This is a genomic window from Lawsonibacter faecis, assembly GCF_014287675.1.
GTDB lineage: Bacteria > Bacillota > Clostridia > Oscillospirales > Oscillospiraceae > Pseudoflavonifractor > Pseudoflavonifractor faecis.
The window spans coordinates 25,352-38,098 of the sequence record NZ_JACOPQ010000012.1; the positions used below are offsets into that span (position 1 = coordinate 25,352).

Genomic DNA, 12,747 nt, shown 5'->3' on the forward strand with positions numbered 1-12,747 from the left:
GCTATAAAATTACTTACTATCCCCACCCCAATATAGAGAAAAAGGGCGGCCAAAGGCCGCCCTTTTATGCGGAGAAATTATTCCGCGGAAATCATATAGTAGTAGACCGGCTGGCCGCCTGCTAAAAGGGTAATTTCCGCCTTGGGGCAGGCCGTCCTGAACAGCTCCAGGGTCTTCTGGGCCTCGGCCTCCTGCACGTCCTCGCCGTAAAAGATGGTGATAAACTCGGCCTCCTGCTGAGGAGCGGCCTGGGCCAGCCGCTCCAGCAGGACATGGATATCCCGGTCAGTGCCGAAAAGCTGGTGCTCGGCCAGGGCCAGGTAGTCCCCCTGGGTGATGGCAAAGCCGTCGAAATCGGAGTCCCGGGCGGCGTAGGTAATCTCAGAGGTGGAAACACGGCCCAGGGCCTCGGTCATGGCGGAGACGTTCTCCTCCTCGCCTGCGTCCGGGTCCACGCTGAGCATGGCGGAGATGCCCTGGGGAACCGTCTTGCTGGGCAGAACGATGACCTTTTTGCCCTCGGCCAGGGGCACGCACTGCTGCGCGGCCATGATGATGTTTTTGTTGTTGGGCAGGACGAAGACGATCTCGGCGGGGGTCCTGTCGATCTCCCGCAGGATGTCCTCGGTGGAGGGGTTCATGGTCTGGCCGCCGGAAATCACGCCGTCCACGCCCAGATCCCGGAAGACCTCGGCCAGGCCGTCACCGGCGCAGACGGATACAAAGCCGTACTTCTTCTCCGGGGCGGCAACTTTGCGCTCAGCCTCTTCCTGGTGGGCCTCGTGGGCCTCCTCCAGGATTTCGCTGTGCTGGTTGCGCATGTTTTCGATCTTTACGGTCTGGAGGGCGCCGTAGGTGATGGCCTCCTCCAGAACACGGCCGGGGTTGTTGGTGTGGACGTGGACCTTGATGATCTCGTCGTCGTCCACCAGCACCAGGCTGTCGCCCAAAGCGCTGAGGAAGCCGCGCAGAGCCTCCGGGTCCTTCTTCTTGTTGTCCCTGGAGCAGATAAATTCGGTGCAGTAGCCAAACTGAATTTCCTCGGTGGAGAAGCGCTCAAAGTCGGCCCGATCCTTGGGGGCCGCGGCGGCCTCGTCGCCGCCCTCGGGGATGGGCTCACCCCGCAGCTCGTCCAGCATACCCTGGAGAATCACCAGAAAGCCCTTGCCGCCCGCATCCACCACGCCCGCCTTTTTGAGGACGGGATTCTGGTTGATGGTGTCGTCCAGGGCCACGCGGCCCTCCCGGATGGCGGCCTCCAGGACCGCCTCGGCGTTGTTGTTCTCCCGGGCGGTGGCGGCGGCCTGGGCCGCGGCCAGACGGGAGACGGTGAGGATGGTGCCCTCGGCGGGCTTCATAACCGCCTTGTAGGCGGCGGCCACGCCGAAGTCCAGGGCCACGGCCAGGTCTCTGCCGTCGATGGTGTCCTTCTCCTTCACGGCCTTGGCAAAGCCGCGAAACAGCAGGGACAGAATGACGCCGGAATTGCCCCGGGCGCCGCGGAGAAGGGCGGAAGCGGTCTTGCCGGCTGCCTCGCCCACGGTGTTCAGAGGGGCTTTTTTCATCTCGGCGGCGGCGGTGGAAATGGTGAGGCCCATATTGGTGCCGGTGTCGCCGTCGGGCACGGGGAAGACGTTCAGCTCGTTGATGTGCTGCTTCTGTATATTGATGGAGGCAGCCGCGTGGATTACCATCCGCTGGAACGACGCCCCGTCAATGGTCTCTCTCATGTCGATGTTCCTTTCTGGATGGTTTAACCAATGACCATAGAATCAATGCAGACGTCCACGTTGCGGACCTCCACGCCGGTGGTGCGGCTTACGTCGTACTTGACCCGCTCCATAATGGAGCGGGAGATGGCGGTCAGATTCACGCCGTTGTCCACAATGATGTGGAGCTCAATGGAGACGGTGGAGTCGTCGTTATGGGTGACCTTCACGCCCTTGGCCATAGACTCGCGGCGCAGGAGGTGGACCAGTCCGTCGGTCTTGGAGCGCACGGCCATACCCTTTACGCCGTAGCAGTTGGTGGCCGCTGCGCCGGTGATGTTGGTAAACACATCGCTGCTGATGCGGATCTCGCCCTTTTCGGTCTGCAGCTTCATAGGGACCCTTCCTTTCTATGGGGGATTTATCCGTCCAAAGACGGGAACTTCTTCTCATTCGTTCCTATATTTTATTCTATTTCGGCCTAAAATACAAGGGAAAAAGTTTGCCGGGGTGATTGTAATTTGCACAGAAAACGTGTACACTATAACTATCATTTTCATGATAGGAGGCGACAGAGATGAAAGTTGCCCGTTTTGTGCTGAAAATCGTTGCTTTTTCCCTGGCTGCCGCTGCCGCGGCCTGCTGCGTGATCGCCTATTGGGATAAGATTGTGGCGTTCTTCGGCTGCGCCCGGGAAAAGCTGGCCGAGAAAAGGGCCTGCTGCTGCCGCTCCTCCGAGTACGACGACTACGCCGACTGGGACGAGGAGTAACAAGCAAACTGAAAAGAGAGGCCGGAGCGATCGCTCCGGCCTCTCTTTTTCATAAGCGGCTCTCTTCCGCGGCGGTGCGAGATATCCGGACTGGTGAAGAGCTTGGGACAAAAATGGAGCGGAACCGTTACCCGGTTCCGCTCTATTTTTACTTCTTTTTACGAAAGACAGATTTTACTGCAAGAACCCCTCAAGAATCTTCTCCTCAGCCTCTTCCTCGGTCAGCCCCAGGGTCATGAGCTTGGTAATCTGGTCCCCGGCGATGCGTCCGATGGCGGCCTCGTGGATGAGCTGGGCCTCCATGCTGTCGGCGATGATGGCGGGGATGGACTTGATTTTGGCGTTGCCCATGATGATGGAGTCGCACTGGACATGGCCGAAGCAGCGGGCCTCGCCGGTCATCCTGGGGTAGAAGACCTGCTGGGAGGTGTCCTGGGCCACACTGCGGGAGATGACCCGCCCGCTGGAGTCCTCACCCTGGAGGATGATCTCCATGTCGCTCTCGGCGGTCTGAGCGCCGTGGGTGAGGAGCTTCTCGGTGATGACCACCTCGGCCCCCGCCCCGGCCACCACCTTGGTCTCACGCTTGGTGGAATCGATGCCCCGGATCTGGGTGGTCTCCATGTTGATGGAGGCGCCCTCCTCCAGGTAGACGATGGTCTGGGGATTCATGATCCGCGCGCCGGAGCCCTCACCCTCGCCGTAATGCCGCTCCACATAGCGGACCCTGGAGTTTTTACCCACATAGAAGGTGTGGACGCCGTCGTGCTGGCTGGTTTCGCAGCCGGTGTTGTGGATGCCGCAGCCGGCGATGATGTCCACATCGCAGTCCTCACCGATGAAAAAATCGTTGTAAACCAGCTCTGTGAGGCCGGTCTCGGTGATGATTACCGGGATATGGACGCTCTCGTGCTGTGTGCCGGGGGCGATGCGGATGTCGATGCCGGGCTTGTCCGTCTTGGTGTCGATGACGATGTGCTCCGTACAGGCCCGCCCGCCCGCGCCGCCGTTCTTGCGGATATTGTAGGCGCCCTGAGGCGTGCCCTCCAGCTCGGCAATCTCCTTGAGGAGCTTCAGATCTATCTTTTCCATTACTGCGCCGCCCCCTCGCTCATATAACTGCACCCGGCGATGGTGTTGGCCAGGATTTGAGGGAAAATCTCGTCCTTGGGCCCCTGCTTTGTGATTTTGCCGCCGGAGACCATGACGATCTCGTCCGCCAGATCGATGATTCGCTCCTGGTGGGAGATGACCACCAGGGTGGCGTTCCGGGCGTCGTGGATGGCGCGGAAGGTCTCGGTGAGCTTGGCGAAGGACCACAGGTCAATGCCGGCCTCGGGCTCGTCAAAGATCATCAGGCCGGATTTCCGGGCAAGGATGGTGGCGATCTCAATGCGTTTGACCTCGCCGCCGGAGAGGGAGGCGTCCACCTCGCGCTCAATATAGTCGTTGGCGCACAGGCCCACCTTGGTCAGATACTGGCAGCCCTCGTCGTGGGTCAGATCCTCCCGGCCGGAGGCCAGCGCCAGCAGATCCCGTACCCGCAGGCCCTTGAAGCGGGGGGGCTGCTGGAAGCCATAGCTGATGCCCAGCCGGGCCCGCTCCGTCACGCTCATGCCGGTGACATCGGTCCCGTTCCAGAGGATCTGGCCGCCGGTGGGCTGGACAATGCCCATGATGGCCTTGGCCAGGGTGGTCTTGCCGCCGCCGTTGGGGCCGGTGATAACCACAAACTTGTTGTCCGGTATGGTCAGGGTAATGCCCTGGAGGATGCCGAGGGTCCGGTCCTCGTCGGACACCTGAAAAACCAGGTCTTTGATTTTTAACATCGCAGCTGCTCCTTTTGTATGGTTCTTCTGCGGGAAAGCTGGGCCCGACGCCCATATCGGGCCGCTCACGGGCGCTCCGCGCTTCGCTGTCACGCTGCACGCCCTCCGCGACGGCGGATAATCCGCAGCTCCGCAAAAAATGCCGCCGGGTCTTGCGGGAGACGACCCGCCCTGTTTTTTTGTCTGCGCTCCGCCTTATCCGCCTGCTCACAGGCGCTCCGCGCTTCGTTGTCACGCTGCACGCCCTCCGCGACGGCGGATAATCCGCAGCTCCGCAAAAAATGCCGCCGGGTCTTGCGGGAGACGACCCGCCCTGTTTTTTTGTCTGCGCTCCGCCTTATCCGCCTGCTCACAGGCGCTCCGCGCTTCTTATTAGTTATACCACTATTTAACTAGGAAAACAAGTGTTTCCGTCGAGAAGAAACGGAGGGGTACGGACATTTTTTCACGTTTCATCATAGTATGGGCTGGAATCTTTGAAATAATAGGAGGCAGACCTATGGAACAGGATAGATTGCCCTGCGCCGGGCCGGGCCAGAAGGTGATGGACCGGGAGGCGTTTGAGCGGGTTTGGCGCCGGGTGATGCCCGAGGACCGGCCCGACTGTCCCTTCACGCTCTACTCAGACGAAACCCTGGAGGAAGAGGTGCTGACCCCGCCCGCACCGGCGCGGGCAGCGGCCGCGGGGGAGGTTTGCGCACCCCCTGCCAGGATGGCTCCGGCGTCGCCCGCGGTCTGTGCGCCGGCCGCAATGCTGCCCGCAGCACCGGCGCGGCGGATGGAGGCGGCTGCGGCGGAGATGCCCGCGGCGGAGAACGACGTGCCCTGCCTGGGGTGTGCGTCGGCGGTACACGGGGAGATGCTTCAGGAATTTATCGCCGACGAGGTGGCGGACTGGCGGCTCTACCAGGGCCTCTCCCGGCGGGCGCCGGGCAACGCCGGGCGGACCCTGCGTGCCATGGGTGAGGATGAGCGGCGGCACGCCAAGCGGCTCTCCACCGCCTATTTCCTCATATCCGGCGTGCAGTTCTGGCCCGACCGGCAGCCCACGGCTCCGGCGGGGACCTGGATGGGCGTGCTCCGCGCCCGCTTCGCGGCGGAGCAGCGGGGCGAGGCGGCCTACCGCGCGGCGGCGGCCCAGACCGTCGACCCCTGCCTGCGGGAGCTCTTTTTGGAGTTGGCGGGTGACGAGGCCGAGCACACCTGGCTCCTGCGGGGCATTCTGGAGCAGATGTGACAAGAGCGCGCCGCAGCTGGCTGCGGCGCGCTCTTACCGAATGGGGGTGCAATTCAAGCCGGGCAGGAAGTACGGGGAGGCGCCCGCGGGCAGTCCGCCTATTTTATTTCGGACAGGGCGGCCAGACATGCGGGGCAGATATTCTTGCCCCTGAAGTTAATGACGTCCCTCGCATCGTCACAGAAGATGCAGGACGGCTGGTACTTCTTCAGAATAATGGAGGAGCCGTCCACGTAAATCTCCAAATTGTCCTTTTCGGCAATGTCCAACGTGCGGCGCAGCTCAATCGGCAGGACAATGCGGCCCAGTTCGTCTACTTTTCTTACGATGCCCGTAGATTTCATATAATATTCCCCTTTTCAATTAATATTTTGCTGTAATGCCATATTAATACAATTTACAGCAAATGTCAAACCATAGTTTGTTGATTTAAAACTATTTTTGATGTCCTGAAAAAGAAGCTTCTCTTCAGTTCGATATAATACTTCAAAAAGAAGGTGGGCCGTGTGACAATGATAGAAAAAATCCAGGAAGTAATGGACTGGAACGGCATTGAACAAAAGAAGCTGGCCGAGCTGACCGGCCTCTCCAAAAGCACAATCAGTACCTATATGCGCGGCGTGAATAAAATCAGCATCGAAAACCTGCAGAAGATTGCCGACGCGCTTGGGGTGTCGCTCTGGACCCTTCTGAACGGCGAACCCATGGCCGTCACGCCGCTGGATCTGACCGAGGCGGAGCGGGCGCTGATTGGTAAGCGGCGCGCGCTTTCGGCAAAATCCCAGAAGTTTGTGGATGCCGCCGTGCAGACCCTGGGAGAGCTGGAACATAGGGAGTAGGGGCGACGCTTGAAGCGTCCCAGGTCGTGCCGTTGCAACGGCTCCCGGCAGCGAAAAGGGACAGCCGAAAGGCTGTCCCTGACTTGTGCCCGACGTCGGCGGGCGGAGTGTGCCGCCCGAGTTCGGTTCGGGAATGCAGTATAAGTATCCGCAGGATTCCATAAAAATAAGACCAGCCCACAGGCTGGTCTTATTTTTATGGAGCGGGTGACGAGGCTCGAACTCGCTACCTCCACCTTGGCAAGGTGGCGCTCTACCAGATGAGCTACACCCGCAGCGACAGATGATATTATAAGCAATAAACGACCATCTGTCAAGGGGCATTTTTATTCCCGACATAAAAAGTTGCGGAGGGCTGGGGGGAGGCGGACTGGACGGGCGAGTCCGCAGGGAGTTCGTCGGGGCTAAAGTCGCCGCTGTCCTCGCTGGGGACGGTGAGGCCGCTGCCGTCCGGGTTTGCCGCGGCGGTGTCCTCCGGGGCCTGCTCCCCATCGGGGATGGGCTGGTTGCCGCAGGCGGGATATTCCTTTCGGTCCCAGGCGTAGGCCAGAGCCGCCAGATCCGCGTCGTGGAGGGCGAAGCCGTCCTCACGGGTGGCGTCCACATGGCGGTACTCCCCGCCGGGAAGGGCGATGATGTTCCAGAAGTGGGCGGCGCCGTCCACCGCGCCGGACACCACGGTGCACTCCACGCCCGCCAGCTGACAGTAGAGCTGGAAGGCCAGAGCCATACCCTCGCTGTCCGCCCTGCCCTCGACGGCTGCGGCGTAGGTGGTATTCAGCCGTTCCGGTGACTTTGCGCCGCCGGAGGGGATGTAGAGCGTCTGCGCGCGCAGCTGGTCAAAGGCTTCCCGGGCGGCCTCCTCGCCGTGCAGGGCGGCCAGTTGGGGCGCCAGGGACTCCGCGTGGTCGGCCAGGGCCACGCTCTTCTTCCGCAGGGTCTCCTGGTCCTCGGGATAGGTGAGGAGAATCTCCACAATGCGGGGATAGCCCGCGCCGTACTGCACGGTGTCGGAGTTGGGGTAGATGGAAATGTCGATTTCAGGCATCCCCATAGCCGCCATGGGGGTATCGTAATAGGCCTGATGGATCAGTCCCCGGATGTAGCTCTCATCCTCGTTGAAGTAGCTCACCTGGAGGACCGCCTCGGAGCCGAAGGAGGACAGGGTGCCCTGCAGCTCCTCACGAATGGCGCTGCTGCCGGTGACCGTTTTGATGCTCTTGACCTGGTCCCGGGTGCGGCGGTAGCTGATGTAGATATCCGCCTCGTAGTAGGACACAATGTAGGACGTCTCGTAGCGGATATAGTCCACGCAGTAGGCCCCCAGGGCGTCTTCGTACTTTACCTCGTCACAGGCTGCGGCCAGGTCGGCCTCCAGCGTGCTGTTGGTGCGTCCCTTGTAATTGGCGATGTGAATGACCCCGCGGGTCTGCCCGTCCTGGACAAAGGAGTAGATGCCGTCCATGAGCTGCTTATAGGTCTCCACCCGGACGATGGAGGAGTCCTCCTCGGTGACCGGGCGGTCGGCGTGGGGCTGGACGTCCACATAATCGTGGTTGAGCAGGGAGGTGCAGCCGCTCAGTGCCAGAAGCCCCGTCAGCATGAGGCACAGTATTTTGCGTTTCAACGGCGCCCCCCCTTACCAGTCAGAAATAAAAAAGCAAATCGGCCTGCGGACAAAAAACAGAAAACAAGATTCCTTCGTGGTTTTGCCTTCTCTTACAGTCCCAGCTCCTGCTCCACGATGACCACCTCGGCGTACTCGATGGCCGTTGGCCTGGCCCAGAGGACGGTGAGGGCGCGGCAGATGCGGTCGGGGCTCTCGCAGTCGTAGCAGCGGTCGCCCTTGGCGGCGCAGGGGGTCTTTCGGCCCAGGCGCTGGGCGTTCTTGGGCGCGGCGATGTTCCGGGCCCGCCAGAGGGCCTTCTCAAAGGTGGGGGCAATTTTGTTTACGCCCACGATAAGATAGAGGGACTTATGGCCGTAGATGGTGGAGGCTACGCGGTTGCCGGTGCCGTCAATGTTGACCAGCTCGCCGGTCTCGGCAATACCGTTGACAGAGCTTATGTAAACGTCGGCCGCCGCGGCCTGACCGGAGGAGCCGCCCAGCCAGTGCCAGTACACGCTGTTGTGCGAGGGCAGCAGCTGGTCCAGTCCCAGCTGCTGGGCCGTTATGGAGCCTCCTATGCCGATGGACGTACCGTCCAGCCTGCCGTCCAGGTACCTGGCGGCCTCCTCCGCCGTGGCGAAGCAGGAGGTGGCAAAGCCCCGCATTTCCAGATTTCCGCGCAGTTTCTTGATGTCGGCCATAACGAAAACTCCCTTCTTAGGTCAAAAATATGGAGAGAAACAGAGAATTGGCTTAATAAATTTTTACCATGCGCTTGCCGGCCGGTCAAAAAAAGATTGATGCCCCGAAGAAGCGGAGCGCTCGAAAACAGCAGAAATCCGGCCTGCAGTATTCCTTCCCCCTGTTCTCTTAAATGTCATTTTGCTTATACTCCCGGAACCCGTCGCCCAGGACCTCGTGGGCCTCGCAGACGATGATGAAGGCGTCGGGGTCTATCTCCTTGACCATGTGCTTGATGGTGACGATTTGCCGCTGCTTGAAGGCGCACATGAGGACCTTCTTCTCCGCGCCGGAGTAGGCGCCCTCACCGTGGAGGATGGTGACGCCACGGTCCAGATCGTGGACGATGGCGTCGGCAATGCGCTTGTACTCGTCGCTGATGATATAGGCCACCTTGGCGTTGTCAAGACCGTAGAGCACGCCGTCCATGACGATGGTGGAGATATAGAGGGCCACCAGGCCATAGAGCGCGCTGTAGAGGTTCTGAAAGGCCAGGGCCACCGCAACGATGACGATGAGGTCAATGGCCATGAGCAGCTTGCCCATGGGCAGCCACGACAGCTTGAGCTTGAGAAGCCGGGCGATGAGATCCGTGCCGCCGGTGGTTGCCCCCCGGAGGAACACGAAGCCCAGGGACACGCCCATGAGGAGGCCGCCGAAAATACATGCCAGCAGGGGCTCCATGGGCGGGAAGGTCCAGAAATAGTCGATGACGTCGATAAATACCGACGAGACCGCCATGGCGAAGAGGGAGGACACCAGCAGATGGCCCCCCAGCAGCTTCCACCCCAGGATGAAGAGGGGGATATTGAGAATGATGACGATGGTGCCGATGGGGGCCCAGGGCAGAATGGCGTTGATAATCTGCCCCACGCCGGTGATGCCGCCGAAGGCGATGTCGTTGGGCTTGTAGCACCAGTTGAAGCCCAGGGCATAGATGGCCGACGCCACGGTGATGATGAAGTAGGACCAGACTAAATTAAGCGCTTTGGATTTTGGCTTCATAGGCACCTCGATAAAAGTAAAGTGAAGAGAGAAAAAAGAAATTGGGCTGTATCCAAAAAGCTGCGCCGCGGACGGGCAGGGCAGGGGCCGCTGCGTTTCCATTTTCTCTTTTCTTTACAGCAGCGTCATCTGCTCCTCCCCCCGGTCCTCCTCCCTGAGGAGGGCCCCGGCGATGGGCAGCGAGCGGGCGCGGTAGCGGGAGATGTTGACGATGGGGGTATCGCCGAGGGGCTTGACGGTCTCCACAGAGTATTTGGGCTTGAGGGTCATCACGTTCACACCCTGGGTGGAGCGGGTGGCCTTGGGGGCTAGGGCGGCGGTATGGAAGACCATGCAGCGGCCCTCGGTGGAAATCACGGCCAGCTCCAGGTCCTCCCGCAGAAGGAACGCCGCGGCAAGGGGGGATTTATCCGAGTAGGCCCCCGTAAGCTTCTTCCGCCGGGTTTGGGTCTGGTAGGCGGCCAGCTCCACCCGGGCGGCCTTGCCGTTCTTGAAGAAGAAGAGCAGATTCCCCGAGTAGTCGCCGGGGATGCAGGCCCAGACGAAGCCCTCCCCCTCGTCGAAGCCCAGCTTGGTGGGCAGATAGTCGCCCAGCACACTGGCCTTGGCGTCATCAAAGTCGCTCAGGCGGGTCTTGTAGCACTGCTGGGCGTCGGTGAAGACCAGCAGCTCGTCCCGGTTGGTGCACTCCCACTGGAGAAAGGGGCCGTCCCCCTCCTTATACTTCTGCTCGCTGTTCATCCGCAGGGAGGCGGCGGTGATCTTTTTAAAATATCCCTCCCGGGACAGGAAGGCGGTGGCCGGGTAGTCCGGGATCTCCTCCTCCGGGTCGGGCTCGGCGGCCATCTGGTGCTCGTAGATAATATCGGTGCGCCGGGGGACGGCAAATTTTTTCTTTACGTTCTGCAGCTCGGCGATGATGAGCTTCTTGACGCGCCCCGGGTTATTGACAATGTCCTGGAGGTCGGCGATCTCCGCCTCCAAGTCAGAGGTTTCCTCAATGCGCCTGAGGATATACTCCTTGTTGATGTTGCGCAGCTTGATATCGGCCACGTACTCGGCCTGAATGTCGTCAATCCCGAAGCCAATCATCAGGTTGGGGATGACCTCTGAGTCCTCCTCGGTTTCACGGATAATCTTAATGGCACGGTCGATGTCCAGCAGGATTTTCTTCAGGCCCTTCAGCAGGTGCAGCTTATCCTGCTTCTTCTTCATCACGAAGTAGGTCCGGCGGCGGACCGAATCCATCCGCCAGGCGGTCCACTCATCCAGAATCTCCCGTACGCCCATGACCCTGGGCATGCCGGCGATGAGGATGTTGAAATTGCAGCCGAAGGAATCCATCATGGGCGTGGAGCGGAAGAGCTTCTGCATCAGTTTATCCGGGTCGGTGCCCCGCTTGAGGTCGATTGCGAGCTTGAGGCCGGTCAGGTCGGTCTCGTCCCGCATGTCGGCGATCTCCTTGATTTTGCCCGACTTGATGAGCTCGGCCACCTTGTCCATAATGGCCTCCACCGTGGTGGAGTAGGGGATCTCGTAGATCTCAATGAGGTTTTCCGCCTTGAGATAGCGCCACTTGGAGCGGACCTTGAAGGAGCCGCGGCCCGTGCGGTAGATGTTGGAGAGCTCGCCACCGTCGTAGAGCAGTTCTCCCCCGGTGGGGAAGTCGGGCGCCTTGAGGATGCCCAGCAGGTCGCACTCCGGGTTTTTGAGGAATTCGATGGTGGCGTCGCAGACTTCCCCCAGGTTGAAGCCGCAGATGTTGGAGGCCATGCCCACGGCGATGCCCATGTTGGAGGAGACCAGCACGTTGGGGAAGGTGGTGGGCAGGAGGGTGGGCTCCTTCATGGAGCCGTCGTAGTTGTCCGCAAAGTCCACAGTGTCCTGGTCGATGTCCCGGAAGAACTCGGAGCAGATATTATCCAGCCTGGCCTCGGTATATCGGCTGGCGGCCCAGGCCATGTCCCGGGAGTAGACCTTGCCGAAGTTGCCCTTGGAGTCCACCAGGGGATGCAGCAGCGCCCCATAGCCCCGGGAGAGGCGGACCATGGTATCGTATATGGCGGCGTCGCCGTGGGGGTTGAGCTTCATGGTCTGGCCCACGATGTTGGCGCTCTTGGTGCGGGCGCCGGTGAGAAGCCCCATCTTGTACATGGTGTACAGCAGCTTCCGGTGGGAGGGCTTGAAACCGTCAATCTCCGGAATGGCCCGGGAGACGATCACGCTCATGGCGTAGGGCATATAGTTGACTTCCAGCGTCTCGGTGATGGGCTGCTCCAGCACCTCGGCCCGCAGGCCGATGACGTTGGGATTGTTCTTGTGCTTGGCCCCCTCCTCGGGGGCTTTTTTCTTAGCCATCGGTATCAGTCCTTATCGGGATTTGAGGTGAGTGAGGCGCGGTATGCGTCAAATTGGTCCAGCAGAGCGTACACGCCGTCCAGGTACTCCGCACGGCGCTGCTTGGTCTCCGTGTCGTAATTGCCATGCTCAATGTAGTAGGCCCACATTCCCCAGGAGCCGCCCCCCTCCTTGGCCAGGGTGTAGGTGAGGACGGGGTCAAGGTTGCAGAGCTGGTTCACATTGCCGTAGAGGGACAGAGTGGAGATCCGGTCCGCCATGGAGTAGAACAGCTCTCCCCGCTCATAATCCCCCGGGTCCTCCCTGTGCTCGTAGAGGAGCCCCTCGGCGATGCTGCTCCCCCTCTGCTCGTAGGACAGTTTCATTCCCATGGTGTCGGCGTTGTACTGCTTCACCGGATCTCGCAGGTCCTCGGGCAGGTAGCGCAGATAGTCCTCCGGGACCGCCTTCCGTTCCAGCACCATGTCGTTTACCTCGTTCAGCTTTTCCAGCCGGTAGGCCTCGGCCGCGTCTATTGTGGCGGCCGGCGAGCCAGAGGCGTCAGCGCCCGGCCGGCCGCCGCCACGGAAGAGTCCGGCGGTCACAAGGGCTGCGGAGATAAGGATGGCTCCAGCCAGAATAAATATGGGGAAGTCCGTCTTTTTCATC

At 60.7% G+C, this 12,747-nt stretch carries 13 protein-coding genes and 1 tRNA gene; 3 read left to right on the plus strand and 11 right to left on the minus strand.

Features of this window, described 5'->3' with window-relative positions:
* Positions 1 to 77 precede the first annotated feature (77 nt).
* Both H8S62_RS13810 and H8S62_RS13815 read right to left on the minus strand, forming a co-directional pair.
* Positions 78 to 1,730, minus strand: coding sequence for a DAK2 domain-containing protein (locus H8S62_RS13810; protein ID WP_186919877.1), 1,653 nt, complete (start codon positions 1,728 to 1,730; stop codon positions 78 to 80).
* Positions 1,731 to 1,753: 23 nt separating this feature from the next.
* A complete protein-coding gene (locus H8S62_RS13815; protein WP_155148457.1) occupies positions 1,754 to 2,104 on the minus strand; it encodes an Asp23/Gls24 family envelope stress response protein in 351 nt (116 codons plus the stop codon).
* Positions 2,105 to 2,286: 182 nt separating this feature from the next.
* Here H8S62_RS13815 and H8S62_RS13820 point away from each other — a divergent pair, with 182 nt between their 5' ends.
* A complete protein-coding gene (locus tag H8S62_RS13820) occupies positions 2,287 to 2,481 on the plus strand; it encodes a hypothetical protein (protein WP_155148455.1) in 195 nt (64 codons plus the stop codon).
* Between the two features lie 174 nt (positions 2,482 to 2,655).
* On the opposite strand, the gene H8S62_RS13825 is transcribed toward H8S62_RS13820, so the two are convergent.
* Together H8S62_RS13825 and H8S62_RS13830 are read right to left on the minus strand one after the other, a co-directional pair.
* Positions 2,656 to 3,573, minus strand: coding sequence for a SufB/SufD family protein (locus tag H8S62_RS13825; RefSeq protein WP_155148453.1), 918 nt, complete (start codon positions 3,571 to 3,573; stop codon positions 2,656 to 2,658).
* A complete protein-coding gene (locus H8S62_RS13830) occupies positions 3,573 to 4,310 on the minus strand; it encodes an ABC transporter ATP-binding protein (RefSeq protein ID WP_155148451.1) in 738 nt (245 codons plus the stop codon). Before H8S62_RS13830 ends, H8S62_RS13825 begins: the two co-directional genes overlap by 1 nt.
* A 499-nt stretch (positions 4,311 to 4,809) precedes the next feature.
* On the opposite strand from H8S62_RS13830, the gene H8S62_RS13835 reads away from it, so the two are divergent.
* Positions 4,810 to 5,547 carry a ferritin-like domain-containing protein gene (locus H8S62_RS13835; protein WP_155148449.1) on the plus strand — a complete coding sequence of 246 codons (738 nt, stop codon included), beginning with the start codon at positions 4,810 to 4,812 and terminating at the stop codon, positions 5,545 to 5,547.
* Positions 5,548 to 5,645: 98 nt separating this feature from the next.
* On the opposite strand, the gene H8S62_RS13840 is transcribed toward H8S62_RS13835, so the two are convergent.
* Complete coding sequence (locus H8S62_RS13840) at positions 5,646 to 5,891, minus strand: AbrB/MazE/SpoVT family DNA-binding domain-containing protein (RefSeq protein WP_155148448.1); 246 nt, start codon at positions 5,889 to 5,891, stop codon at positions 5,646 to 5,648.
* Positions 5,892 to 6,059: 168 nt separating this feature from the next.
* Here H8S62_RS13840 and H8S62_RS13845 point away from each other — a divergent pair, with 168 nt between their 5' ends.
* Positions 6,060 to 6,386, plus strand: coding sequence for a helix-turn-helix domain-containing protein (locus H8S62_RS13845; protein ID WP_155148446.1), 327 nt, complete (start codon positions 6,060 to 6,062; stop codon positions 6,384 to 6,386).
* A 199-nt stretch (positions 6,387 to 6,585) separates the two neighbouring features.
* On the opposite strand, the gene H8S62_RS13850 is transcribed toward H8S62_RS13845, so the two are convergent.
* The 6 genes from H8S62_RS13850 to H8S62_RS13875 form a co-directional block, all read right to left on the minus strand.
* Positions 6,586 to 6,661, minus strand: a tRNA-Gly gene (locus H8S62_RS13850).
* 38 nt (positions 6,662 to 6,699) lie between these two features.
* The gene (locus H8S62_RS13855) at positions 6,700 to 8,013 is read right to left on the minus strand and encodes a transglutaminase domain-containing protein (RefSeq protein WP_186919879.1); all 1,314 of its coding nucleotides are present in this window, start codon (positions 8,011 to 8,013) and stop codon (positions 6,700 to 6,702) included.
* 92 nt (positions 8,014 to 8,105) lie between these two features.
* Positions 8,106 to 8,696, minus strand: a complete 591-nt coding sequence (locus H8S62_RS13860; protein WP_155148442.1) for a lactate utilization protein — start codon at positions 8,694 to 8,696, stop codon at positions 8,106 to 8,108.
* Between the two features lie 169 nt (positions 8,697 to 8,865).
* The gene (locus tag H8S62_RS13865; RefSeq protein WP_155148440.1) at positions 8,866 to 9,741 is read right to left on the minus strand and encodes a YitT family protein; all 876 of its coding nucleotides are present in this window, start codon (positions 9,739 to 9,741) and stop codon (positions 8,866 to 8,868) included.
* Positions 9,742 to 9,855: 114 nt separating this feature from the next.
* Positions 9,856 to 12,099, minus strand: a complete 2,244-nt coding sequence (locus H8S62_RS13870) for a DNA gyrase/topoisomerase IV subunit A (protein ID WP_186919881.1) — start codon at positions 12,097 to 12,099, stop codon at positions 9,856 to 9,858.
* Between the two features lie 5 nt (positions 12,100 to 12,104).
* Positions 12,105 to 12,746: a hypothetical protein gene (locus tag H8S62_RS13875; protein ID WP_186919883.1), complete on the minus strand. Its 642-nt coding sequence runs from the start codon at positions 12,744 to 12,746 to the stop codon at positions 12,105 to 12,107.
* Between the last annotated feature and the right edge of the window lies 1 nt (position 12,747).

Bases quoted from the DNA above. Each gene is read 5' to 3' on its own strand.
- H8S62_RS13825 (WP_155148453.1), bottom strand. From the start codon at position 3,573: ATGGAAAAGATAGATCTGAAGCTCCTCAAGGAGATTGCCGAGCTGGAG.
- H8S62_RS13810 (WP_186919877.1), bottom strand. From the start codon at position 1,730: ATGAGAGAGACCATTGACGGGGCGTCGTTCCAGCGGATGGTAATCCAC.
- H8S62_RS13835 (WP_155148449.1), top strand. From the start codon at position 4,810: ATGGAACAGGATAGATTGCCCTGCGCCGGGCCGGGCCAGAAGGTGATG.
- H8S62_RS13830 (WP_155148451.1), bottom strand. From the start codon at position 4,310: ATGTTAAAAATCAAAGACCTGGTTTTTCAGGTGTCCGACGAGGACCGG.
- H8S62_RS13870 (WP_186919881.1), bottom strand. From the start codon at position 12,099: ATGGCTAAGAAAAAAGCCCCCGAGGAGGGGGCCAAGCACAAGAACAAT.
- H8S62_RS13865 (WP_155148440.1), bottom strand. From the start codon at position 9,741: ATGAAGCCAAAATCCAAAGCGCTTAATTTAGTCTGGTCCTACTTCATC.
- H8S62_RS13815 (WP_155148457.1), bottom strand. From the start codon at position 2,104: ATGAAGCTGCAGACCGAAAAGGGCGAGATCCGCATCAGCAGCGATGTG.
- H8S62_RS13820 (WP_155148455.1), top strand. From the start codon at position 2,287: ATGAAAGTTGCCCGTTTTGTGCTGAAAATCGTTGCTTTTTCCCTGGCT.
- H8S62_RS13875 (WP_186919883.1), bottom strand. From the start codon at position 12,746: ATGAAAAAGACGGACTTCCCCATATTTATTCTGGCTGGAGCCATCCTT.
- H8S62_RS13840 (WP_155148448.1), bottom strand. From the start codon at position 5,891: ATGAAATCTACGGGCATCGTAAGAAAAGTAGACGAACTGGGCCGCATT.
- H8S62_RS13860 (WP_155148442.1), bottom strand. From the start codon at position 8,696: ATGGCCGACATCAAGAAACTGCGCGGAAATCTGGAAATGCGGGGCTTT.
- H8S62_RS13845 (WP_155148446.1), top strand. From the start codon at position 6,060: ATGATAGAAAAAATCCAGGAAGTAATGGACTGGAACGGCATTGAACAA.